The 23,243-nt window shown below is 51.5% G+C and carries 21 protein-coding genes; 14 read left to right on the forward strand and 7 right to left on the reverse strand.

The window, feature by feature from the left end:
• Window positions 1–5 precede the first annotated feature (5 nt).
• From ACEVG1_RS01895 to ACEVG1_RS01915, 5 genes are all read right to left on the reverse strand, one after another.
• A complete protein-coding gene (locus ACEVG1_RS01895) occupies window positions 6–1,010 on the reverse strand; it encodes a cytochrome c (protein ID WP_374741854.1) in 1,005 nt (334 codons plus the stop codon).
• 30 nt (window positions 1,011–1,040) lie between these two features.
• Entirely contained in the window at window positions 1,041–3,149 is a 2,109-nt protein-coding gene (locus ACEVG1_RS01900; RefSeq protein WP_374741855.1) for a cbb3-type cytochrome c oxidase subunit I, read from the reverse strand.
• A 62-nt stretch (window positions 3,150–3,211) separates the two neighbouring features.
• Window positions 3,212–3,646 carry an Rrf2 family transcriptional regulator gene (locus tag ACEVG1_RS01905; protein WP_374741856.1) on the reverse strand — a complete coding sequence of 145 codons (435 nt, stop codon included), beginning with the start codon at window positions 3,644–3,646 and terminating at the stop codon, window positions 3,212–3,214.
• Between the two features lie 84 nt (window positions 3,647–3,730).
• Window positions 3,731–5,080, reverse strand: coding sequence for an acyl-CoA dehydrogenase family protein (locus ACEVG1_RS01910; RefSeq protein WP_374741857.1), 1,350 nt, complete (start codon window positions 5,078–5,080; stop codon window positions 3,731–3,733).
• A 58-nt stretch (window positions 5,081–5,138) separates the two neighbouring features.
• Window positions 5,139–6,767, reverse strand: coding sequence for an acyl-CoA carboxylase subunit beta (locus tag ACEVG1_RS01915; protein ID WP_374741962.1), 1,629 nt, complete (start codon window positions 6,765–6,767; stop codon window positions 5,139–5,141).
• A 123-nt stretch (window positions 6,768–6,890) separates the two neighbouring features.
• Here ACEVG1_RS01915 and ACEVG1_RS01920 point away from each other — a divergent pair, with 123 nt between their 5' ends.
• The 12 genes from ACEVG1_RS01920 (at window position 6,891) to ACEVG1_RS01975 (ending at window position 19,252) form a co-directional block, all read left to right on the forward strand.
• On the forward strand, window positions 6,891–7,091 hold the full coding sequence (locus ACEVG1_RS01920; protein ID WP_374741858.1) for a hypothetical protein: 201 nt from the start codon (window positions 6,891–6,893) through the stop codon (window positions 7,089–7,091).
• Between the two features lie 293 nt (window positions 7,092–7,384).
• Window positions 7,385–8,242 carry a UDP-2,3-diacylglucosamine diphosphatase gene (locus ACEVG1_RS01925; protein ID WP_374741859.1) on the forward strand — a complete coding sequence of 286 codons (858 nt, stop codon included), beginning with the start codon at window positions 7,385–7,387 and terminating at the stop codon, window positions 8,240–8,242.
• Between the two features lie 66 nt (window positions 8,243–8,308).
• The gene (locus ACEVG1_RS01930) at window positions 8,309–9,289 is read left to right on the forward strand and encodes a DUF6427 family protein (protein ID WP_374741860.1); all 981 of its coding nucleotides are present in this window, start codon (window positions 8,309–8,311) and stop codon (window positions 9,287–9,289) included.
• Between the two features lie 196 nt (window positions 9,290–9,485).
• Entirely contained in the window at window positions 9,486–10,781 is a 1,296-nt protein-coding gene (locus ACEVG1_RS01935; protein WP_374741861.1) for a hypothetical protein, read from the forward strand.
• Window positions 10,782–10,807: 26 nt separating this feature from the next.
• Window positions 10,808–11,395 carry an LPS export ABC transporter periplasmic protein LptC gene (gene lptC, locus ACEVG1_RS01940; RefSeq protein WP_374741862.1) on the forward strand — a complete coding sequence of 196 codons (588 nt, stop codon included), beginning with the start codon at window positions 10,808–10,810 and terminating at the stop codon, window positions 11,393–11,395.
• Window positions 11,396–11,546: 151 nt separating this feature from the next.
• A complete protein-coding gene (locus ACEVG1_RS01945; protein ID WP_374741863.1) occupies window positions 11,547–13,646 on the forward strand; it encodes a SurA N-terminal domain-containing protein in 2,100 nt (699 codons plus the stop codon).
• 92 nt (window positions 13,647–13,738) lie between these two features.
• Entirely contained in the window at window positions 13,739–14,269 is a 531-nt protein-coding gene (locus tag ACEVG1_RS01950; protein WP_374741864.1) for a DUF2480 family protein, read from the forward strand.
• A 30-nt stretch (window positions 14,270–14,299) separates the two neighbouring features.
• Window positions 14,300–15,094: a DUF3108 domain-containing protein gene (locus tag ACEVG1_RS01955; protein ID WP_374741865.1), complete on the forward strand. Its 795-nt coding sequence runs from the start codon at window positions 14,300–14,302 to the stop codon at window positions 15,092–15,094.
• A 20-nt stretch (window positions 15,095–15,114) separates the two neighbouring features.
• Window positions 15,115–15,678, forward strand: a complete 564-nt coding sequence (locus ACEVG1_RS01960; RefSeq protein WP_374741963.1) for a DUF3109 family protein — start codon at window positions 15,115–15,117, stop codon at window positions 15,676–15,678.
• Between the two features lie 75 nt (window positions 15,679–15,753).
• The gene (locus ACEVG1_RS01965) at window positions 15,754–16,725 is read left to right on the forward strand and encodes a polyprenyl synthetase family protein (RefSeq protein ID WP_374741867.1); all 972 of its coding nucleotides are present in this window, start codon (window positions 15,754–15,756) and stop codon (window positions 16,723–16,725) included.
• 1 nt (window position 16,726) lies between these two features.
• Window positions 16,727–17,779, forward strand: a complete 1,053-nt coding sequence (locus tag ACEVG1_RS01970; protein WP_374741869.1) for a TerC/Alx family metal homeostasis membrane protein — start codon at window positions 16,727–16,729, stop codon at window positions 17,777–17,779.
• 9 nt (window positions 17,780–17,788) lie between these two features.
• Window positions 17,789–19,252 (forward strand): M28 family peptidase, encoded by a 1,464-nt coding sequence (locus tag ACEVG1_RS01975; protein WP_374741870.1) that lies wholly within the window; start codon window positions 17,789–17,791, stop codon window positions 19,250–19,252.
• A gap of 13 nt (window positions 19,253–19,265) precedes the next feature.
• On the opposite strand, the gene ACEVG1_RS01980 is transcribed toward ACEVG1_RS01975, so the two are convergent.
• Both ACEVG1_RS01980 and ACEVG1_RS01985 read right to left on the reverse strand, forming a co-directional pair.
• Window positions 19,266–19,547 carry a GNAT family N-acetyltransferase gene (locus tag ACEVG1_RS01980; RefSeq protein ID WP_374741871.1) on the reverse strand — a complete coding sequence of 94 codons (282 nt, stop codon included), beginning with the start codon at window positions 19,545–19,547 and terminating at the stop codon, window positions 19,266–19,268.
• 27 nt (window positions 19,548–19,574) lie between these two features.
• Entirely contained in the window at window positions 19,575–21,716 is a 2,142-nt protein-coding gene (locus tag ACEVG1_RS01985) for a prolyl oligopeptidase family protein (protein ID WP_374741872.1), read from the reverse strand.
• Window positions 21,717–21,845: 129 nt separating this feature from the next.
• Here ACEVG1_RS01985 and ACEVG1_RS01990 point away from each other — a divergent pair, with 129 nt between their 5' ends.
• On the forward strand, window positions 21,846–22,595 hold the full coding sequence (locus ACEVG1_RS01990) for a UDP-2,3-diacylglucosamine diphosphatase (RefSeq protein ID WP_374741873.1): 750 nt from the start codon (window positions 21,846–21,848) through the stop codon (window positions 22,593–22,595).
• Window positions 22,583–23,182 carry a Crp/Fnr family transcriptional regulator gene (locus ACEVG1_RS01995; protein ID WP_374741874.1) on the forward strand — a complete coding sequence of 200 codons (600 nt, stop codon included), beginning with the start codon at window positions 22,583–22,585 and terminating at the stop codon, window positions 23,180–23,182. Before ACEVG1_RS01990 ends, ACEVG1_RS01995 begins: the two co-directional genes overlap by 13 nt.
• Window positions 23,183–23,243: the final 61 nt, after the last annotated feature.

The following is a 23,243-nucleotide window of genomic DNA, read 5'->3' on the forward strand; positions in this document are numbered from 1 at the left end:
CCGTGTTATTCATCGGCGCCCTGCGCCAAAAAGTCCATCATCTCCTTAATTTCGGCCTCGGTCACCGTTGTGCCTGCATTCCCCCAGCTTGTGCGCTCATGGTTAATGATAGCCGCCACTTCGGCCGGGGTAAGTTCCATCATGGTGCCAATACCGGGCATCGCCGCAAATTCGGGCCGCGCATCATACCCGTTCATGATAATGTCTACATAAAGTTCCAGGTCATCCCCACCCACCACGTTGCTCCCTTTGAGCGAGGGGAACGCGCCCGGCAGCCCCTCGCCATTGGCTTGGTGGCAGCTTTGGCAATGGGTAGCATACAGCAACGCGCCATCCAGACCGCCACCCTCGTCGGCTGCCGCTGCTTGGGCAGCCGCCCGGGCATAGAGGAACTCGGGCGACGGCCTGCCATCGGGCAGCGGTACCTGCCTGAGGGATTGCAGGTAGGCCACCAACTGCAAGGCCTCTTCCGTTGCCACCACTTTCCCTTTGCCGTTCTTGAGATATGCCTCGGGCACATTGACCACCACATCGCCGTCGGCAGGATACGCCTTGTATTCAAATAACCAAGGGTATGCCGGCATGATCGAGGCTTCTACCACGATACGCGGATTAAAGAGGTGCACTAAATTCCATTCCAAGCTGGGCTGGCGGTTGCCCACGTCGGTAAGGTCGGGTCCGGTACGTTCCGTGCCCATCAGTGTGGCTGTGTTGCGCCAAGCATCCGTACGTACGATCCCGGCATAGTCGGCCGCCACACTTGGCCGCTTGCCCCACGGCCTATCCATAGCTACGTTGCGCACCTGCTGGGTATGGCAGGCTACGCAGCCATTGGCAATGAAGACCGATTTCCCTTTTCCGGCTGCTTCGCTGAGCGGCTCATGTCCCGGTAAAGGCGCATTTTGACGCTGGTTATGAAGCGCTGGCAGGATAGCCACAAACAGCGTGAGCACGAAGAACAGCAAAAATGCGGTGGTAAATAGCTTTCTATGGTCGTTAAAAAATTCCATCTCCTATTGAAGTATTAAGGGGTATGTCGTCTATTCGCTGAGTGAATCCTGGCTGGCATGCTGGATGGCCGTTTCCCCGATGTCGAGCGCTTCCCTGTCCACCGATAGCATCTTATACATGTTGTAGGCAAAAAACAGGTGTGCCAGCCACATGAGGCTCCCCCCGATGGCACGCCAGAGCCAGTAGGGCATCATAAACGCAACGCTTTCTATAAACGGCTTGCCATCCATCCACATCAGCCCTTTGAGAGTGCTGCCGTACATCAACGGAACGGTATAGAAGAGGAGCCCGATCAGCGCCATCCAGAAATGGGCACCCACAGTAGGTTGCGGTGCCTCCCGGCCGGTAAGCCGCGGCACCAGCGCGTATATAGCCGCCCACAGGAAGAAACTGATGATGCCATACATGGTGAGGTGTGAGTGTGCCACGGTAAAATCGGTGAAATGCCATAACAGGTTGGTGTACCGGAAGGCCTCGGCCGTGCCTTGCAACGATCCGGTAAAGTAAAAGATAATACCAATGAGGAAGAACGGAAGGGTATAACTGTCTTTGATCTTATACCAGCCGCCCTTAAAGGTGAGCAGGAAGTTGGCTGTGCCGGCCACCACCGGGATAACCATGCCCATGCTACCCACAATGGCCACCGTTTGTAACCACCAAGGGATAGCACTGAACACGAAGTGGTGGGTACCGATGAGCGTATAAAAGAGAATCTGTGTCCAGAACGCCAGGATGCCCAAGCTATAGGAATAGATGGGCCTATTCAATTGCTGGGGCAGGAAATAGTACACTACCCCCAGCATGAACAGCATAAACCACATCCCTACCCCCTGGTGCATGTAATACCCCTGGATGATGGTTTCGCCCAGGCCGTTTTGCCACCAAGGGATGTAGGCCACGATGGAAATGACCAACGCAAAAATTACGGCGGAGATGATGTACCAATTGGAAATATAAATCTCGCGGGTGGTCCTCTTGGCCACCGTTTTCAAGTAATTGATCAAAGTGAGCACCAACCCGACACCGAAAAGCAGCATAATAGGCCATATATACTCACGGTATTCACCACCGCCGTTGTTGATGCCGGCCATGAGCGACAACGACCCCAGTATAACCGCCGCGTTGATGAGGTAAAACGAATACCATCCCATTTTGAGGCTGGCAATGGCCACGTTGCTTACACGGGGTACTACGTAGTACCCCAGGCCGATCATGGCCAGGGAAGCCCAGCCCCAAAAGACGGCGTTGGTATGCACCGGCCTCAAGCGACCAAAACTCAGCCAGCTCAACTGGTCAGCATCCGGGGCCACAAACTTAATGCCCAAGTATTGGCCCACGGTGGTTCCGAAAAGTAGCCAGCACGTGGCGGCTACCAGGTACCATACAATCAGTTTGCGGAGCTGCGGATCGATGTTGGGTCGCCGTTGGGCCTTTTTTTTCACGGCAACGAAAGGGAGCCCTGAGTTTTCGCGGATGCTGATGATGCCCAACCGGTCGGCGGGCACTTCCGGCCCGGAAAGCTCCGTATCGGTCAGCCGGTAGTCCAGCGCCTGTTTACGTTCCACCAACGCACGCTCGGCTTCCTCTCCATCCACGTTGCGCAGGTATGCCGCAAACTCGTCGGCCTCGGCCATATCCATCTTCCGCCGGTACCGTTTCAGCATGCGCGATGCCTTGCCCACCATGATTGCGAATCCTACCAGGATGGGGATGAGCAGCAGTACGACCGTGATGATGATACCTGCTTGCCCCAGCAGCGGCTCCCCCTCACCGGTGGGCTGAGCCCATGAGGCCAAGCCGCAAGAGGACAAACATAAGGTGAGCAACGTTTTCCGTTTGCGGATCATCGTGATGAGCCGTCCAAGTTGATGGGTATCCAATTGCTGGATGTACTTGCGGTATCCGGTCCTGCTGGCTGTGCGCCTGCGGTCCGCTACCTGTTTGATGGTTTCGATACGGTGCAGCAGCCAAATGGCAAAGAGTAGCATGGCAATCAATAACAACAGCGAGAGCAGGACAATCACTTCCGTACGGTCGAATGTGAACAAGAAGGGACGCATCTCCCCTTGGGCGAAAAGCAGCACCGGAGATAATACCAATAGCGCAATACCCGTAAACAATGATGAGGTCTTTATCATACCCAACTTAAAATATATTAATACCTTTTTGTCCTTTATAGGTACAAAAAAACAACTGCTGACTAGTCGCGCTTGAGGAACGTCAATCTATTCTCCAACTCTTCCGTAAATGAGCTGAGCTTTGCCCCTTCGAGCATATGGCGCATTTCTTCGCGGATGATCTTGAACTGGTAATGGATGGGGCACGGCTTGGCCTCGGAGCATTGCTTGAGTCCCAGCCCGCAACCCGAAAATATCTTGTCGCCATCCACTGATTTCACAATGCTGGCCAAGGAGCCTTCGAGTAACTTTTCGTCTAGGAAAAACCCGCCATTGGGCCCTTTGGTAGACAGCACCAATCCTTTGCGGCTCAACTCCTGCAATATCTTGGCGATAAACGATTCGGGCGAATCAATCTCTTTACTGATTTCCTTGATGCCGGCTTTTTCGCCAGCCTTAGACCGCTTGGCAATGAAAATCATCGCCCGGATTGCATATTCACACGTTTTTGAAAACATCTATCACGCTATTGCGGAGCAAATATACGAAACAATAAATAAAAGACAAAAAACTCTTTTTCATATTTTTTTACCGGGCGCTGTTTAGACAAACGCACTGAATCCGGTAATGGATCTACCCACGATCAGCGAATTGATTTCCTTGGTTCCTTCGTAGGAGTAAATGGCCTCCGCATCGGCCAGGAAACGGGCTACGTCATATTCAAGCAAGATACCGTTGCCCCCCATCACCTCCCGGGCCTGGCTTACGATATCGCGTGTACGGAGCGTGCAGAATACTTTGGCCAACGATGCATGCTCATCGCGCAGCATGCCGGCATCCTGTAGTTCCGACAGGCGGTACACCAATGTCTGCATGGCCGTGAGGTTGGATAGCATTTCAACGAGATGGTTCTGTATCAGTTGGAATGATGCGATCGGCTTGCCAAACTGCTTGCGCTTGCGGGTATAATCGAGGGCATTCTCATAAGCGCCCCGTGCGCAGCCCACGGCCATCCAGGCCACCCCCGCCCGGGTAAGTTGCAGCACCTTGGCCGTGTCTTTGAATGAATGGGCATGTTGCAATCGGTCGTTTTCTTCCACTAAACAATCCGTCATCGTAATCAATCCGTTCTGCACAATCCGCAGGGCCATCTTTCCTTTTATCTTCTCCACTTCAAAACCGGGGGTACCTTTACGCACCAGAAACCCTTTCACCTCGCCATCCGCCACATCCTTGGCCCAGATGACGGTTACATCGGCAAATGTGGCATTCCCAATCCATTTCTTCTGGCCATTTAGCAGCCATCCTTCCGCTGTTTTGCGGGCCGTTACGGTAAGTCCACCCGCGGCACCCGACCCTACCTCGGGCTCGGTGAGGCCGAAAGCGCCGATCAGTTTCATCTGCTGCATAGCCGGCAGCCATTCCCGCTTCTGGGCATCGGAGCCGCAGAGGTATATCGATCCCATTGCCAGGCCGCTCTGCACACCGAAGAAGGTGGCCACCGACGCATCCACGCGGGCAATCTCCATAGCAATGATTCCTTCCATCAGCGATGATTTACCGGCACAGCCGTACCCTTCGTAGGTAAGACCGCAGATGTCCAACTGGGCCAACTTGGGGATGATCTCGAAAGGAAACTCGTCCCGTAGCCAGTAGTGGTTTACCAACGGCCGTATTTCGCGTTCCATAAAGTCGCGTACCTTCAGTTGCAGTGCGCGATCTTCGTCGTTCAAGCGCATGTGCAGCTCGTAGAAGTCGCCGTTGATCGGCGGCAATTCCCGTTTCGGCTGGCTCCCCCCGAGCATTTTCATCAGCCCATTGAGTTGCTTTTCGTCCAATTTGGAAAACGCATCCATCACCTTTGGCAGGTCCACTTTTCTCGAAAGTTTATCCAATTGCTCAAAATCGATGCTTTTGAACAGCTGGTACGCTTTTTTTACTTTTGAAAACATAATTTTTGTTTTTCTGCTGTTTGCTTAAATCTATGTCTCTTGTCTATCGTCTCATATCTCACGTCTGTATCACCCCTACGTTGAACGGCTTTTCTATCGGTGCCTGATTGGCTGCTTCGATTCCCATCGAAATGACTTTCCGGGTGTCCAACGGATCGATGATCCCGTCTACCCACAGGCGTGCCGCCGCGTAGTAGGGCGTTGTTTGTTGGTCGTACCGCTCGGTTATTTCCTTCAAGAGGGCATCCTGCTGTTCCGCATCAATTTCCGTACCCGCTTTCTTCAACGATGCCGTTTGGATCTGGAGCAGCGTCTTAGCTGCTTGGCTGCCTCCCATCACGGCTATCTTTGCCGACGGCCACGCGAAAATAAGTCGCGGATCATATGCCTTCCCGCACATTGCATAGTTTCCCGCACCATAGGAGTTGCCCACTACAATGGTAAATTTGGGCACCACGGAATTGGCTACTGCATTGACCATCTTGGCGCCATCCTTGATAATGCCACCCTGCTCGGCCCGGCTACCCACCATAAAGCCCGTTACATCCTGCAAAAAGACCAACGGTATTTTCTTCTGGTTGCAATTCATGATGAAACGGGTCGCCTTGTCGGCCGCGTCCGAGTAGATCACGCCCCCAAACTGCATCTCCCCTTTCTTGCTTTTCACCACCTTGCGCTGGTTGGCCACAAAACCCACCGCCCATCCTTCCACACGTCCCAACCCGCAGATGATGCTTTGGCCATAACCAGCTTTGTACTCCTCAAAATCGGAGTTATCTGCCAATCGGCGTATGATTTCGCCCATATCATACGGTTTCTCGCGCGAGGCGGGTAGAATACCGTAAATCTCCTGCTCGTCGAGCCTCGGGGGCACAGGTTTTATCCGGTCGAAACCGGCTTCCTTGGGTTTCCCCAGCATGCCCACGATGCGGCGGATGGCATCCAAGCAGGTTCTATCATCCGGTTGCTTGTAGTCGGTTACGCCCGATATTTCGCAATGCGTGGTTGCGCCGCCCAGCGTTTCGTTATCCACCGATTCACCGATGGCCGATTTGACCAAGTAAGACCCGGCGAGGAATACCGAGCCGGTACCGTCTACGATCATCGCCTCATCGCTCATGATGGGCAGGTATGCCCCCCCGGCCACGCATGCTCCCATGATGGCCGCCAATTGCACGATCCCTTCACTGCTCATGCGTGCATTGTTGCGGAAGATACGCCCGAAATGTTCCTTATCCGGAAAAATCTCGTCTTGCATGGGCAGGTACACACCTGCGGAATCTACTAGGTAAATAATGGGAAGGCGGTTTTCGATGGCAATTTCCTGTGCGCGCAGGTTTTTCTTGGCCGTCATCGGGAACCACGCCCCAGCCTTTACGGTGGCGTCGTTGGCCACCACCACACACTGGCGGCCGGCTACATAGCCGATACCCGCTACCACACCCGCCGACGGGCAGCCACCGTGCTCGGCATACATCCCCTCGGCGGCAGTTGCACCGATTTCCAGCCAGGGCCTGTCGGCATCCAGCAGGTGGTTTATCCGCTCGCGGGCCAGCATTTTACCTTTGGCTTTCTGTTTTTCGGCCGCTTTGGCACCGCCGCCGGCATACACAGCCTTCAATCGCTTGTTCAGGGCCGATAAGGCTTGTTTATTCAGATCTTCATTTTGGTTAAATTCAAGGTTTATCATGGTCCACAAGATACGTCATTCTTTTTTATCTTTTTTTCTTTTTTTGGGTTACCTTTCCCTTACCCGGGTATTAAAACGTAATTAAACAAGTTTGTTTTAAACACCAAAAAAGAAATTAACATGAAAAATGCATTCAAATTCGGCTTTTTAGGTTTGTTGGCTACCGTAGCTTTCGCTGCTTGCAACACCACCACTTCTGAAAGTGAAGAAACTGCTGATTCGTTGGCAACTGAAATCGAAGCACAAGTTGACGCTACCATCGATTCTATCGATTCTATCGGTGATGCCGCTATCGACTCACTGGATTCGTTGGTAAACTAACTAACCGGATTGAGAAATTGGAAAAGGGGCTCCGCCGGTTGGCGGATGCCCCTTTTTCTTTTGGCGCGTTCTCGAACTTTGGGCATGTCCGCTGCCCCTCCAAAATCAACACCTAAACTTAATATCAGCGTAACATCCACGAAACCTGCATAGGCCATATTTGCACGTGATATGACATACCTATTGGAAATAACCATTCTTGTGATTATCCTCGGCTTACTTGCGCTCGGGTATTTATTCCCGAAATACATTGACGTACGCTTCGAAGATGGTGACGACTACTAACAATGCCTATGAATAAACGGAATGTAGATTTGGTGGTCATATCAGATGTGCACTTGGGCACCTACGGCTGCCACGCCAAAGAGCTCTTGCATTACCTCAAAAGCATTAAGCCGAAACAAATCCTCCTCAACGGTGATATTGTAGACATCTGGCAATTCAGCAAACGGTACTGGCCGGAATCGCACATGAAGGTGGTACGGAAAATACTCAAATTCGTGGCCGATGGCGTACCGGTGACCTACCTCACCGGCAACCACGATGAGATGCTCCGCAAGTTCGCCGACTTCCGGCTAGGGTCGTTGACACTGACCAACAAACTCTCCCTACGTGTGGGTAAAAAGCGGGCATGGGTATTCCATGGCGACGTATTCGACATATCCATGCAACACGCCAAATGGCTGGCGCGGTTGGGTGCCATCGGTTACGACAGCCTCATCTTACTGAACAGCGTGGTTAACTGGATGCTCGTAAAACTGGGACGCGAGAAGATGAGCCTCTCCAAACGCATCAAAAACAGCATCAAGAATGCTGTGAAGTTCATCAATGACTTTGAGGTGACGGCTGCAACGCTGGCCATTGAAAAAGGCTACCAATACGTCATCTGTGGCCACATACACCAGCCCGAAATCCGCGTGATAGAAACCGAAAAAGGCCACGTAACCTACCTCAACTCGGGCGATTGGGTGGAAAACCTCACCGCACTGGAATACCACAAAGGCAGCTGGCGGATATACCGGTATGAAGCAGCGGATTACGCCGATGTGCTGCCCGATGCGGACCTTTCTGAAAACGATAGCCTAAGCGATAAACTCGACATCAAACAACTGCTCGGTCTGCTGCAATCGGAGCCTATCGTTGATAATTAATTTTCAATTTTAAACAATCAATTGTCAATTAACCCCTATAATTGTAGGGCCGTTGAGCGTAGACAAATGATTAATCAGTTCCGTAAATACACACCATTAAACATCCTGCTTTTATCTGTGGTGGGGCTCGTGCTCTGCCTGGGTGTGTTTTTGCACTTACCCGATGACCTGATGCCGGTATTTTTCGAGCCAGCGATCAGCAACTTCACCGGCAAGCTCTCGCCCGAAAACATATCGCCCGAAGCGAACGTAATCATTACGCTGGTACTCACCATTATCCAGGCGTTGCTCATCAACACGATCGTAAACCGCTTCGGCCTCGTGGGGCGGTCAAGTTTCCTGCCTGCGCTGATGTACATGACGCTGGCCAGCCTTATGTTGCCCTTCCTGGTATTGTCGCCGATACTGATATGCAATTTCCTGACCATCTGGATGCTAGACAAGCTACTCAGCATTTACCGGCGGGCTGAAATCAAGCCATTGATGTTTGACCTGGGCATGATCGTGGCACTGGGCAGCCTGGTTTACTTCCCGTTTATCGTGATGCTGCTGCTGCTGTGGTGCAGCTTGATGATTTTCCGTCCGTTGAACTGGCGCGAGTGGGTAGCCATACCTATCGGTTTCGCTACGGTTTACTTCTTGCTCGGTGTCATCTACCTATGGTTTGACCGAATGGATGCCTTTTACGAAATCTGGCGGCCGTTCACCTATCCGTTTCCGACGTCCATACATATCGATATTTACGATTACCTGGTATTGCTTCCCTTGGTGGCCATTCTCGTGCTTTTTGTCATCACCCTCCGGAAAAACCTACTAAAAAGCGTAGTGCACATACGCAAATCATTCCAGCTGCTGTTTTGCATGTTTGCGCTAGCAGCTGTCTCTTTTTACCTCAACGCCGATTGGTCCATCAACCACTTCCTGCTGGCGGCACCACCCATTGCCATCTACCTGACGTACTATTTCAGTTACGCCACCAAAAGATGGTTTTATGAAAGCATCTTTGCATTATTACTGCTCACGATCATTTATTTCCAGTTTTTCTAACTGATTTATAAGCAGTGTTTTAACCTTTTTTAACAAAAAGGATGGCTTGCGGCAACTAAAATTTAAATAGCTTTGCATACATTTTTTGATCATTGAATTTACTGATTGTCAATTAATAGGTATTTTATAGACATCATCATTCCGTTTTTTAAGTTAACCCATGCAGCACCGCATATCGAAGTCCCTTTACACTAACATGCACTTTACCCCTGGCGTTTTCGTACTATCCATATTCCTGCTGCTCTCAACGGCGGCACAGGCGCAACGCGCTACCACCAGCTCACCGTATTCGCGCTACGGACTTGGGGAAATGCGGGGCGACGCACTGCCACAGACGCGTGCCATGGGTGGTATTGCCACAGGCGTACGCTATCAAAATGGGTATGGCAACATCAACGTGGGCAACCCGGCTTCTTACTCGGCATTGGGCCTCACCACCATTGACGTGGGCCTCTTTGGCAACATTACCCAATTGGGCAAAAACAACCTCACTGAAAATTCGTACAATTTTTCCCTTAGCCACATCAACTTCGGCATCCCTTTGGGGCGGCCGGGCGGCATCAGTTTTGGAATCATGCCCTTTTCTGACGTGGGCTTCAGTTATGCCATTCCGGGCACCATTGACACCACCGATATCCGCACCGTGTATGCGGGCGCTGGCGGTACCACCAAAGCCTACCTTGGCTATGGTGTGCAAATCAACAAGAACTTCAGTGTGGGTGTAAATGCTTCGTATGTTTTCGGTACGCTGGAACGTATCAACTCCATTGAATTTCCCAACGACGTGGGGGCGCTGAATGTGCGTACCGACAGCAGCCAATATGTGAAGGGATTCAGCTTCGACTACGGGGCTCAATATTTCCAACCGTTGGGCAACAACGTCAATCTGACCATCGGCTACGGCGGAACCGTGGGCTCGCCGCTTAATACCAGCACCTCACGGGTAATAACCAGGACCCCTACCAGTGTGGAAGACGACCAGGAGAACCTACCCGTGGATACCGTGTCTGTAGACGAAGGCATGAAGCAACGGATCACCATGCCCATGAAACATAGTGTGGGATTCAGTATAGCCAAAGGGAATAACTGGCTGGTTGGCGCTGATTTCAACTACGCCAAGTGGAGCGACTACCGGGTGGGCAATGGCAATCCGCAATTGACAGACAGCTATGGTTTCGCCGTGGGCGGCCAAATCACACCCGATGTGACTTCGGTGAATTATCTCGGCGTGGTAGACTACCGGCTGGGCTTCAAGTACGACAAATCGTACATCAATATAGACAACCAAGACATTAACCGAATGGCACTGACCGTGGGCTTCGGGTTTCCGCTGCCTTCCCTGTTTGGTACCTCATTCTATAAAATTAACTTCGCCACCGAATTTGGCCAAATGGGCACGCTATCCAACAACTTGGTGCGCGAACGTTATATTAACTTCAACTTAGGGTTTACGCTCAACGATAGCTGGTTCAGACGCAGGTACAATGACTAGCGGGTCGTTGTAGCAATCGACGGGAAATGGGTAAGCTTGGCAGAAATACGCAGTTTGTAAGAGGGTATGCCCTGCTAGGAGCCTTGCTGATTACGGCCTGCGAAACCGACCTGAAGGAGGTAGACCGGATTGCGGCCATCCAAGCGGAAGAACCCGTAGACATCTCGTTGGGCATTACCGTGGTATACAGCGACTCGGCGGTGGTGAAGGCACAGATGACCGCCCCCGAAATGCGCCATTATAACATAGAAGAACCCTATTACGAATTCCAAAAGGGCGTAACCATCGTTTTCTATGATGAGAACGGGGCAGAAGCGCAACGGATTACCTCCGATTATGCCATCCAGAAAGAAACGCAAGAGTTGATCGAATTCAAGGGCAATGTGGTCATTACACTCGCCGACGGGTCCATTATCAAAACGGAAGAGCTCATCCATGACCAGAAAGCCAACACCTTTTATAACCACGTGCCAATCGAAGCGTATTTCAAAGATGAGCGTGGCAACCTGATGGGCACTTCTTTCACATCGGATGCCAGCTTCGAAGACATTGTGGTGCAGAACATGACCGGATTGCGCAGGCTCGAAGATGGCCAGGCCCCCACTTTCCGGTAGCGGCCAGCAATTTATTTAAGTTTTTACGCTTTTTTTGATAAAAGTCGTATCTTGCGCCTCGTTTTGAAAATGTGGATACAACCACCTGAAAACAAGAATTTGACACAACAGATAACAGCTTAAAAACAGTTTTACACAGGCTATGGGATTGATGAATTATTTACGCAACCGGGCGGGGACGATCATTGTTGTCTTTATTGGTTTTGCGATAGTTGCGTTTTTATTGGGGGACATAATCAACTACGGCACGCCGTTTTGGGCACGCCACCAGAATCAGGTAGGGAGCATCAACGGCGAGGCGATCGATATCAATACGTTCAACGTGCAGGTAGACCAAACCTCGGAAATGTTCCGGCAGCAGATGGGTGGCGGCAACCTGAGCCCGCAGATGAAGTCGTGGGCGGTGCAGCAAGTGTGGGGCCAATACCTTAACCGTGAATTGTTGAAAAGTGAAGTAGAACGCATCGGCCTCTCCGTTGGGAAAACAGAGCTGAACGACCTGGTGCAGGGCGATAATCCCTCCGCGCAGATCCAACAGGCTTTCCGAAATCCGCAAACGGGCCAGTTTGACCGCAGCCAACTCAGCACCTTCATTTCGCAGGTAAATACCTTGCCCCAGGGCCATGAGGCCCACGGACAGTGGGAAGCACTCTTGCAGAACGTCATCGACGAACGCCTGAGCACCAAATACAATAACCTTGTCAGCAACAGCATCTACGTCACCACGCTTGAGGCGAATGCTGCATACAGCCAACGCAACAAGCTGGCTAATTTCGAATACGTACTGCTCGATTACCAATCGGTGCCCGATAGCGCGGTTACCATCACCGAGCAAGACTACAAGGATTATTACAATGAAAATAAAGGGGTCTTCAAAAACCCCGAAGAAACCCGTAGTCTGGAATATGTGGTATTCGATGCCAGCCCGAACGCCCAAGATACGGCACGGATACGGACCACTGTTGAGGAACTGAAAACACAGCTGGCCGAAACGAAAACAGATTCGTTGTTTGCCGCTGTCAATTCCGACACGAAATACCCCTATATTTTTTACAAGCAGGGTCAACTCAGCCCCGCGTTAGACACGCTGGTGTTTGGTGCGCCCGTAGGCAACACGGTAGGCCCGGTACTGGACAATGGACGGTTCGAGATTGCCAAAGTGGTGGAATCATTGGTTGGTCCCGATTCGGTCAAAGCCAGCCACATCCTGCTCAACCCGGCCATCGAAGGCGGTATGGACAAGGCAAATGCCAAAGCCGATTCCATCAAAGGGTTGATTGAAAAAGGCGAAAGTTTTGCCGCGTTGGCCATCCAATTCAGTACGGACGAGAACAGTAAAATAAACGGCGGTGAGCTGGGCACATTCGCACGTGGCAGCATGGCTCCTTTTGAAGACGCTGTTTTTGGGGCGAAAAAAGGCGACGTGGTCGTTACTTCTTCCCAATTCGGCATCCACATCATCAACGTGGAAGACCAGATCGGTTCTTCACGGTATGTAAAAGCGGCCATCATCGATAAGCAGATAAACAGCGGCCGGGAAACCCTCGAAGCCGCCTATCGGCAAGCTACCCAATTTTTCGGCGAAGTGGGCAACGCCGATTTCCAGGAAGCAGCAACCAAGCAGGGGCTATCCGTACTCAAGGCCGACCAAGTAACGGCCATGGAGACCATGCTAACGGGAACCGAAGTACCGCGTGAACTCGTACGGTGGGCTTTCGACGCCGACAAGGGCGACGTAACCGACAAGATACATGAGTCTGAAAACCACTATATCGTAGCGCGGGTTACCGGCATACGCAAGGCAGGCCAATTGCCGCTGGAAGCCGTGAAAGGCGAAATGGAAGAGGTGGTACGTAACCGGGCGAAGGCAAAGAAGCTGATCGCACAGGCCGAAGAGGCCGCCAACGGTGCCACCAGCCTCGCCCAGATCGGCCAAAAATTGGGCAAAACCCCGGCACAGGCAGAAAACATCGTATTTGCCAACCCCGTTATACCGGGAGTGGCCCAAGAAAACGCGGTTGTGGGCACCATCTTCGGGCTGCAACCCAAGCAACCATCCAAGCCGATAAGAGGCTCTCAGGGTGTATATGTGGTTGAAGTGACCGGCTTTGTAAACCCAGAGGCCCCGGCCGACCTGAGTACCCAGAAGCAGCAGCTTTCGCAATCACTATCGCAGCGCATTTGGTCGTTGGCATTCCAGGCACTGCAAGACAAAGCCGACGTGGTAGACAACCGTGCGCGGTTCTTTTAACAACAGGCACTAAACTTTATTTCGTACCTTTGTATCCGGATAACGGTCGCCGTTATCCGGATTTTTTTATTAGGGAAACGAGAGGTAGTTAGATGAACATACAGGAAACCATCGTTAACAAAGTGGCCCAAAGCGGGCTGCTGACCGTTGATCTCGCCGATTTCGCCCCACGGGGCGAGCGCGTGGTCTATGATATCAAAGACAACCTATTTCAAGGCCTTATACTCCGGGAGAAAGATTTCAGGGAATTTGTAAAGGTACACGATTGGCAACAGTACCGCGATAAATATGTAGCGATTACCTGCTCAGCAGATGCGATCGTGCCTACGTGGGCCTATATGCTGCTCGCCAACAGACTGGAGCCGTATGCGGCCGCCGTCGTATTCGGCGGCCTTGCCACCCTGGAGACCGTACTTTTTGAGCGGGCATTGGAAAAGTTGGACATGGAACGGTACCGCAACCAGCGGGTAGTGGTTAAAGGGTGCGGCGATACCGAAATACCCGAGTCGGCATTTGTCAAATTCACCACCATGGCCAGCAAGGTGGCCCAAAGCATCATGTATGGCGAACCGTGCTCAACCGTACCGGTTTTCAAACGGAAAGCCCCGCCAACGAATGGGTAAAAGCGGCATTTTATTTGTACACCGTAGGATATGAAGAAAACGCTTACCCTCGCATGGACCATCCTTGCCACAGCCCTGCTGGCCCATGGGCAGTCGCTCCCTTACCTCAAAGAACCTGCATTCCAAGCCGGCGAGGAGCTCAGCTACCGCCTACGCTACGGGGTAATATCTGCGGCTACGGGTGTCTTAAAGGTGGAAGACTCGAAAATAAAATTCAGCAGTCCGAATAGTTTCCACCTTTCGGCCCGTGGGCAGACGTCCAGCGCATTCAGCATTTTCTTCACGGTAGACAACCGATATGACTCCTATATCGACACGCGCACCTTCCTCCCCCACTATTACACAGAAAATATCAGGGAAGGTAGCTACCGCCGTACGGATGTGGTGAGTTTCGACCATCGGAAACAAACCGTTAAGGGCAACAAGGGCACGTTCAAAAGCGAGTCCGCCCAAACATTCGATCTGCTATCGGCTTACTATTTTGCCCGTAATCTAGACTTATCCGACGTAAAGAAAGGGCAGTCGTTCAAGCTCACCTATTTCCTCAACGACGAAATCGCTACACTCGGCATCGAATACATCGGTGTGGAAACCATCAAGACTTCGCTGGGCACACTTGAATGCCTGAAATTCAGTCCGGAGATAAAACCCGGGCGCATTTTCCGTAAAGACAGCCGTCTGTACCTTTGGGTAACCAACGATGGCAACCGCATACCCGTAAAGGCCCAGGTGGAAATACTGGTGGGGTCGGTAACGCTGGAACTGACCGACGCGAAAGGTTTGAAATATCCGCTAGGCAAATCAGTCTCGCGTGAGGGGAAATAAACATAATACAGCCGACCATGATGATCGAAGTAGGCACCGTACTGGTGAGCGAAGAATTGATAAAGGAAGAATTTGTATGTAACCTCAGCAAATGCCGGGGAGCTTGCTGCGTGGAAGGCGACGCAGGGGCACCCCTGCAGCGGGATGAGCTCGAGGTACTGGCTGCTATTTACCCAAAGGTACGGCCCTACATGACCGAAAAGGGGATTGCTACGGTGGAGGAGTACGGTACGCACGTGGTCGATGGCGATGGCGACCTGACCACCCCCTGCGTGGATGGCCATAAGGAATGCGCCTACGTGACCTGGGAAAATGGCATCACCAAATGCGCCATTGAAAAGGCCTATGAAAACGGCGAAATCAACTGGAAAAAACCACTTTCCTGCCATCTCTACCCCATCCGTACCACCGCCTACCCCGAATTTGACGTACTGCACTACGACCGTTGGCATATCTGCCATGCCGCCTGTGCGCTGGGCCGCGAACTACAGGTACCGGTATACGCATTTCTAAAGGAACCGCTTGTCCGGAAATACGGCCAGCAGTGGTACGATGAATTGGAAGAATCGGTTGCGCTGCTATAGGTTATTGTGGATTTCTTAGTATCTTGCGCCGTTTTGAAACAGACAAGTTAAATTCATGGCTGCCGACCGTTTTACATGCTCAAACTAAGCGAAATACAAAGGCCCATTGAAGGGGAACTGGCCATTTTTGAAGATAAATTCAAAGAATCGATGCGGAGCTCGGTTCCGTTACTCGACCGTATTACACACTATATCGTAAAACGCAAGGGCAAACAAATGCGACCAATGTTTGTCTTTTTTTCTGCAGGATCATGTGGAGAAATCAATGATGCTACGCACCGTGGCGCGGCGTTGGTTGAGCTTTTGCATACCGCCACACTGGTGCACGATGATGTAGTGGACAATGCAAACGTGCGGCGCGGTTTCTTTTCGGTCAATGCCCTGTGGAAAAATAAGGTTGCCGTACTGGTAGGCGATTTCCTGCTGGCCAAAGGTCTTTCGCTTTCTATCCGCAACGCCGATTTCCGCCTACTCGAAATCGTGACCCATGCCGTGGAGCAGATGAGCGAGGGTGAATTGCTTCAGATTGAAAAAGCCAGGCGTATGGATATTGAAGAGGCCGTCTATTTTGAAGTGATCCGCCAGAAAACGGCATCGCTCATTGCCTCGTGCTGCGCATGCGGGGCGGCATCGGCAGGTGCGGACGAAGCAACGGTAGCGCAGATGCACCGATTTGGCGAAAAAGTCGGCATTGCATTCCAAATCAAGGATGACCTGTTTGATTTCGGTATCGACGACGTCGGAAAACCCCTGGGCAACGACATCAAGGAGAAGAAGCTCACGCTGCCGTTGATCCATGCACTGAAACAGGTGGGCAAACCTGAAAAAAGACGGATCATCAACTTGGTTAAAAACCACAACGAAGATACGCAGAAAGTAGCCGAGGTAATCGCGTTCGTAAAGGCCAACGGCGGCATGGAGTACGCCACGGCGCAAATGCTGGCTTACCAGCAGGAGGCTTTCGACATCCTCACCCACCTGCCTGAAAATGCCTATCGGCACGGCCTGGAGCAACTTGTACGATATACCACTGAAAGAAATAAATAATATGAGCAACGAACTTCTATTTTTTGGCGGCTTTTTACTTTTCATTATCCTCATGCTGGCCATTGATTTGGGCCTGTTCAGCAAAAGCAACTCGGCGGTAAGCTTTAAGCAGGCGGCTATTATGAGCGCGGTGTGGGTAAGCTTTGCCCTTGGCTTCTATGTGGTTTTACGTATCTGGGGCCACGAACTACACAACATCGAAGATTTCGCCCATCTCGCGGAAGTTACCGAAAAACACCTGCATAATATCCGCTTAATACCCGATGATTTCATTGCCAGTCTCGAACTATACCGACGTAACCTCGCGCTCGAATACATCACGGGTTATGTGGTAGAATACGCCCTCTCGGTGGACAACATATTTGTCATGGTGCTCGTTTTCAGCTCATTTGGCGTACCTACACAGTACTACCACAAGGTGCTGGTTTGGGGCATTATCGGTGCCATCGTGCTCCGCTTCCTCTTTATCTTTTTGGGCGCAGCACTGATCAGCCAATTCGGGTGGATACTTTATATATTCGGAATCTTCCTGGTATACACAGGCATCATGATGTTTATCCACCGTAACCAGGAAGAAGAGATCGATCCACAGAACCATACGGTGGTTAAATTTGCCTCAAAGTACTTCTCGGTTTACCCCACGTTCGTAAACGGAAAGTTCTTCCACACGGAGAACGCTAAAAGATACGTTACCCCCCTGTTTTTGGTATTATTGGTCATTGAATTTACCGACCTTATCTTTGCAGTGGATTCCATTCCTGCTATCTTTGCGGTAACCAAAGACCCCTACATCGTATTCTTCTCCAATATCTTCGCCATCCTGGGCTTGCGCTCCATGTTTTTCTTATTGGTAAACATCATCCATAAATTCCATTACCTCAAAACCGGACTTTCATTCCTGTTGGTATTCATCGGCGCAAAGATGCTGCTGCACGATTGGTTATCAAGTATTGGCTTTACAACCTCGCACTCGCTGATTATCATTATATCGATATTGTTTATCAGTGTGGTCGCATCGCTTATTTTCCCGAAGAGAGAAGCGCCTCAACCATAACACACAGCCATGGAACGTTACAAACTATCCATCCTTTTTTTCTTGCTGGGCGGCGTCGAGCTTTATGCCCAGGAAACGCCGCGATGGACAGCTATGTTTGAACGAATCAACGCAGAGGTACAGGCCCACTCGGAAGCTTATGATCGGCTCGGCGAATCCATCGGAATAATCGGACACCGCCTCACGGGCTCTGCCAATGGCCGCCGTGCCGAGCAGTATGCTTTTGATTTGTTAAAATCGTATGGTTTCAAGGAGGTGTCCTTTCAGCCGTTTGCGGTAAATGGCTGGGCGCGCGAACATCTCACGCTTCAGGTAAATACCGCAGGTAAACCACCAGAAGCGGTGAAAGCCGTAGCCCTAGCCAGCACACCAGCAACGGCCCATGTACAGGGCTCGCTGGTAGACATGGGCAACGGACTGGCGGACGATTATGCTGCCGACCCTGAAAAAGCCAGGGGGAAAATCGTGCTGGCGGCGTTGAATTTGTTACCCAACTCGCCTGAAGGCACCAAAAACCTCCATCGGTCGGCCAAGGCGGCATTGGCCATACAGTATGGTGCCAAAGGGATTATCCTATTCAACAGCGTTGACGGCGGCACGCTACTCACAGGCACGGCATCCATTACCGGCGAGCTGTTGTCTATTCCCGCTATTTGCATCGGGCTTGAAGATGGTCTGCGGCTGAAAGGAGCAATTACTTCGGGCTACCAACAGGTAATCATAGACATGAAGAATACCACCGGATCGATGCAGGCGAGGAATGTCATCGCGCGGATGGAGGGAACCGAGCTACCCGGCGAAAAGATCGTGGTGGGCGGCCATTTGGATAGCTGGGATCTTGCCCAGGGAGCGGTAGACAATGGCTTGGGCGCTTTCTCGGTAATGGATATGGCGCGTACGTTTATTGCCCTGGGCATTAAACCCAAGCGTACCATCGAATTTGTATTATTCATGGGCGAAGAACAGGGCCTGCTCGGCTCCAAGGCGTACTTGCAACAAGCTATTGCCAACGGGACGGCCGATCGGATCCGTTTCATGCTCAATTTCGACATGACCAACGACCCGAAGAGTTTCTACGCGAGTTTGGAAGGCTGTAGGCCGTTATTTGAAGATATCGGCCACGCGGCTGCTTTGGTAGATACCGCGTTCAGAAATAGCTTTTCCGCGCGGGTCGGACTGTATAGCGACCACCAGCCGTTTATGCTGCAGGGCATCCCGATCGGCGGTGCCAGCGACGGCACCTTGAGTCGTTCCGCACTCAATTGCTACCACGCAGACTGCGACGTCTTCGAGCTGGTAGATGAGCAAGAGATGAAGAACACCGTGCGCTTTGGCAGCATGCTGGTATACGGACTCGCCAATGCCCACGAAATCCCTGTACAACGGCTGCCCGACAGCGAAGTCAAGCAACAGATGGTGGACAATAACCTTGAAGAGGCGCTACGCATCGGTGGCGACTGGCGCTGGGACTAACGACCGTACACCACTAAAACAACACGTCCCGTATAGCTGGCGTGCGCTCGAAAACACTTTTCGCGTACGGGCACAGCGGCAAAATCTTAAGGCCCCTTTCGCGGGCAAATTCCACGGCAGCCATCACCAGTTTTTTTCCGACGCCCTGACCCGAAAATTCGGGGTTTACCTCGGTATGGTCAATGATAAACTTATGGTCACCTGCCCAGGTATATGTCATCAGGCCGGCTTCTTCTTCGTTTACCCAAGCACTGAATTGTCCCTTTTTGCCGTTGTCGTCCCGTTTGATTTCCATGTCAATTGCATTTAGTGTTAACGATCGTCATTCGGTATAGGCCGTCCCGGTATTCTGGAAAAGGAACGCCCATTTATCAGCCTGCTCGGCGATGACCATGGCGGTGGGCTTGCCTGCGCCGTGACCGGCCTTGGTTTCAATACGGATGAGTACCGGGTTGGGTCCGGTATGGTATTCCTGCAAACGCGCTGCAAACTTAAACGAGTGCGCGGGTACAACACGGTCATCATGGTCGGCCGTGGTAACCATCGTGGCCGGGTATGCCGTGCCAGCCTCCAAGGCATGATAGGGCGAGTACGTGTGCAGGTAGTTGAACATCTCGGGATCATCGGCTGCGGTACCGTAGTCATAAGCCCAACCTGCGCCGGCCGTAAACTTATGGTATCGCAGCATGTCCAATACGCCAACGGCGGGTAGCGCCACTTTGAATAACTCGGGCCGCTGTGTCATAGCTGCGCCCACCAGCAGGCCACCGTTGGAGCCACCCGCAATACCCAATTTTTCAGGAGCTGTATACCCCTCCTCAATGAGGTACTCGGCAGCGGCAATGAAATCATCAAATACATTTTGTTTGTGGAGCTTGGTGCCTGCCAGGTGCCACTTCTCGCCGTACTCCCCTCCTCCCCGGAGGTTCGCCACGGCATATACCCCCCCTTGCTCAAGCAGGACGATATTGGACGTACTGAATGAAGGCGTAAGGCTGATGTTGAACCCACCATAGCCGTAAAGTAGCGTCGGATTGCTTCCATCAAGTACCAGCCCCTTTTTATGGGTGATGATCATCGGTACCTTCGTACCATCTTTGGAAGTATAAAACACTTGCTTAGATTCATATTTCCTCGGATCGAAATCCACACCCGACGCCTTATACAGGTCAGATTTTCCGGTGACTATATCGTATTTGAAAATAGTAGGTGGGTATACATAGGATGTAAACGAATAATACAATTCCTTGTCCTCCGCTTTCGCGCCAAAGCCCCCTGCCGAACCCACATCGGGCAGTTCGACCGTGCGTTCCAACTTCCCATTACGGTCAAATTGCTGTACCAAAGAAGTAGCATCTTTGAGGTAATTGGCAAAAATCTTACCGCCACCGGTACCGGGGTTAAGCACATTTTCGGTCTCAGGGATCAGGTCAGTCCAATTTTCGGGCGTTGGGCTACTGGCGTCGACCGTGACGATTTTTCCGTTTGGTGCATCCAGGTTGGTATATATAAACAGTTTGCCACCGTCGTTGTCGATGATACTGTGATCCTTCTCAAAGTTATCGACCACATTTATAATCGGGCTGCCTGACTTGGATAAATCCTGGATGTACAGCTCACCGCCGCTGGTGGCATTGGCCGCCGTGATGACGAGAAACCGTTCGTCTTCGGTGAGGTATCCGCCGATATACCTGCGGGGGGTGCTTGGACCGCCGAAGACGAGCGTGTCTTCGCTTTGGGGGGTATCGAGTTGATGGAAAAAGAGCTTATGTTGGTCAGTGATGCCTGAAAGCGTACTACCTTCTACGGGCTTATCATAGCTGCTGTAATAAAAACCTTCATTACCACGCCATGCCAATCCGCTGAATTTCACGTCTACCAGGGTGTCTCCCACCGCGGATTTGTCTTCGGCACGGATTACCACCACCTTACGCCAATCCGAACCGCCTTCCGATAGCTGGTACGCGACCAGGCTTCCATCGCGTGAAAACGCGATGCCGGCCAAGGAAGTGGTGCCATCTTCCGAAAAACTATTGGGATCGAGGAAAACCTCCACATCGCCATCCGCTCCTTTTTGGCGGTATAGCACGCTCTGGTTCTGCAAACCATCGTTCTTATAGAAATACGTATAATCGCCTTCTTCAAACGGTGCCGAGAACTTTTCATAATCCCATAGCTTCTCCAATCGCTTATAAATCGCATCACGGAAAGGGATCTGTTCCAGGTAGGCGTTGGTCACCTTGTTTTCCTCGTCTACCCATGCTTTGGTGTCGGCCGCCGTATCGTTTTCAAGCCAACGGTACGGATCGGGCACCAAAGTACCGAAGTAGTCGTCGGTTATGTCTCCTTTTTCTGTTGCCGGGTAGGGCAGCAGGGAGATTTCTTCTGCAGGTTGGATAACCTTCTGGTTTTGACAAGCGGTAACGAATGTAGCCAATACAATCAGTTTAAAATTTCTATTCATGGTGCAATGGTCTTTGGGTTTTGACCAATGCAAAGCTAGTAAGAATTTCTTGATTTTTCGCAGCTGAACAGTTTCCAACAGCGGCGAAAATTGCCACAAATTAAAGGAATTTTATCTAAGTTTGCCCGCATGGCGATACGTGATAAGGTTTATTTTGCTTCCGATTTCCACCTAGGGGCACATCCCCGCTCCGCCACGCGGGAGCGGGAAGCACGTATCGTCGGTTGGCTCGACCATATCAAAGCCGACGCAGCCGAGCTTTACCTGATGGGCGATGTCTTCGACTTCTGGTTTGAATACGCCACGGTGGTACCGAAGGGTTATCTCCGTTTTTTGGGTAAGTTGGCTGAATTGGCCGACGGGGGGGTGAAGATCACCCTTTTCAAGGGCAACCACGATATGTGGATGTTCGGTTACTTGCAAAGCGAACTCGGCGCAACCATCATCGACAACGAGTTGGTGATAGAGCGCAACGGCAAAACGTTCTATCTGCACCATGGCGACGGGCTGGGCCCGGGCGATCGTACGTATAAAGTGCTGAAAAAGATATTCCGTAGCCGGTTCTGCCAGTGGCTGTTTGCGCGGTTGCATCCCAACCTGGGGATCGGCATTGCCCAACGATGGTCGGCCAGTAGCCGCATTGCCTCGGGGGGGCAGGAAAAGTTTCAAGGCGAAGCCAAGGAATGGTTGGTGGTATACGCCAAGGAGCTCCTTACACAGCGCCATTACGATTATTTCATCTTTGGCCACCGCCACCTCCCGATCGATCTCGAGCTCCCCATGGAAAGTAGGTATATCAATCTGGGCGAATGGATAAATTACAACACCTACGCCGTGTTTGATGGTGAAAAGCTGGAGTTAAAGACATGGCCGGTGTAATTTCAAACGGATCGGTGGCACCAGCAACGATGGAGGCCATCCTCGCCCGCTCGCTTGCTATCCCCCGAGATTCGCTTGCGAAACTCACTGGTATCGTGCGGATCATTGATTTGCCAAAAGGTCATTTAGTGCTCGGCGCTGGTAAACTCGAACGCGATATCTATTTCATGGTCCAGGGTATCGCTCGTGTTTATTACTACCGCGACGGCAATGCGGCTACGCTTTGCTTTAACAGTGAAGGAGACGTATTGATTTCGCTAAAAAGTTATATCGAAAATCAGCCCGGTTATGAAAACATCGAGTTGCTGGAACCCAGCAGGCTGCTCCAGCTAAGGACCAATGACATCAATAAGCTGTATGCGTCTGATATCCACATCGCCAACTGGGGTCGCCGATTAGCCGAACTCGAGTTGATCAAGACCGAAGAGCGCTTAATGTCCAAGCTTTTCAATACGGCATCGGAACGTTACCGCGAGCTTATACAAACACAACCACAATTGCTCCAACGTGTACAACTAGGCCACATTGCGTCGTACCTTGGCATTAGCCAGGTAACCCTAAGCCGCATCCGCGCGGAAGTCAGGTAGTTTTTATCATTTGTAAAAAAGATAGTCCCATTAAATACGGATATTTGCACCATTGATATTA

It is taken from the genome of Parapedobacter sp. 2B3 (assembly GCF_041925275.1).
In the GTDB taxonomy this organism is placed as follows: Bacteria; Bacteroidota; Bacteroidia; order Sphingobacteriales; family Sphingobacteriaceae; genus Parapedobacter; species Parapedobacter pyrenivorans_A.

What these genes read in the sequence shown, in the direction of transcription:
- ACEVG1_RS01895 (WP_374741854.1), bottom strand. Translation starts at nt 1,010, where the DNA reads ATGGAATTTTTTAACGACCATAGAAAGCTATTTACCACCGCATTTTTG.
- ACEVG1_RS01900 (WP_374741855.1), bottom strand. Translation starts at nt 3,149, where the DNA reads ATGATAAAGACCTCATCATTGTTTACGGGTATTGCGCTATTGGTATTA.
- ACEVG1_RS01905 (WP_374741856.1), bottom strand. Translation starts at nt 3,646, where the DNA reads ATGTTTTCAAAAACGTGTGAATATGCAATCCGGGCGATGATTTTCATT.
- ACEVG1_RS01910 (WP_374741857.1), bottom strand. Translation starts at nt 5,080, where the DNA reads ATGTTTTCAAAAGTAAAAAAAGCGTACCAGCTGTTCAAAAGCATCGAT.
- ACEVG1_RS01920 (WP_374741858.1), top strand. Translation starts at nt 6,891, where the DNA reads ATGAAAAATGCATTCAAATTCGGCTTTTTAGGTTTGTTGGCTACCGTA.
- ACEVG1_RS01925 (WP_374741859.1), top strand. Translation starts at nt 7,385, where the DNA reads ATGAATAAACGGAATGTAGATTTGGTGGTCATATCAGATGTGCACTTG.
- ACEVG1_RS01930 (WP_374741860.1), top strand. Translation starts at nt 8,309, where the DNA reads ATGATTAATCAGTTCCGTAAATACACACCATTAAACATCCTGCTTTTA.
- ACEVG1_RS01935 (WP_374741861.1), top strand. Translation starts at nt 9,486, where the DNA reads ATGCACTTTACCCCTGGCGTTTTCGTACTATCCATATTCCTGCTGCTC.
- lptC (WP_374741862.1), top strand. Translation starts at nt 10,808, where the DNA reads ATGGGTAAGCTTGGCAGAAATACGCAGTTTGTAAGAGGGTATGCCCTG.
- ACEVG1_RS01945 (WP_374741863.1), top strand. Translation starts at nt 11,547, where the DNA reads ATGAATTATTTACGCAACCGGGCGGGGACGATCATTGTTGTCTTTATT.
- ACEVG1_RS01950 (WP_374741864.1), top strand. Translation starts at nt 13,739, where the DNA reads ATGAACATACAGGAAACCATCGTTAACAAAGTGGCCCAAAGCGGGCTG.
- ACEVG1_RS01955 (WP_374741865.1), top strand. Translation starts at nt 14,300, where the DNA reads ATGAAGAAAACGCTTACCCTCGCATGGACCATCCTTGCCACAGCCCTG.
- ACEVG1_RS01960 (WP_374741963.1), top strand. Translation starts at nt 15,115, where the DNA reads ATGATCGAAGTAGGCACCGTACTGGTGAGCGAAGAATTGATAAAGGAA.
- ACEVG1_RS01965 (WP_374741867.1), top strand. Translation starts at nt 15,754, where the DNA reads ATGCTCAAACTAAGCGAAATACAAAGGCCCATTGAAGGGGAACTGGCC.
- ACEVG1_RS01970 (WP_374741869.1), top strand. Translation starts at nt 16,727, where the DNA reads ATGAGCAACGAACTTCTATTTTTTGGCGGCTTTTTACTTTTCATTATC.
- ACEVG1_RS01975 (WP_374741870.1), top strand. Translation starts at nt 17,789, where the DNA reads ATGGAACGTTACAAACTATCCATCCTTTTTTTCTTGCTGGGCGGCGTC.
- ACEVG1_RS01980 (WP_374741871.1), bottom strand. Translation starts at nt 19,547, where the DNA reads ATGGAAATCAAACGGGACGACAACGGCAAAAAGGGACAATTCAGTGCT.
- ACEVG1_RS01985 (WP_374741872.1), bottom strand. Translation starts at nt 21,716, where the DNA reads ATGAATAGAAATTTTAAACTGATTGTATTGGCTACATTCGTTACCGCT.
- ACEVG1_RS01990 (WP_374741873.1), top strand. Translation starts at nt 21,846, where the DNA reads ATGGCGATACGTGATAAGGTTTATTTTGCTTCCGATTTCCACCTAGGG.
- ACEVG1_RS01995 (WP_374741874.1), top strand. Translation starts at nt 22,583, where the DNA reads ATGGCCGGTGTAATTTCAAACGGATCGGTGGCACCAGCAACGATGGAG.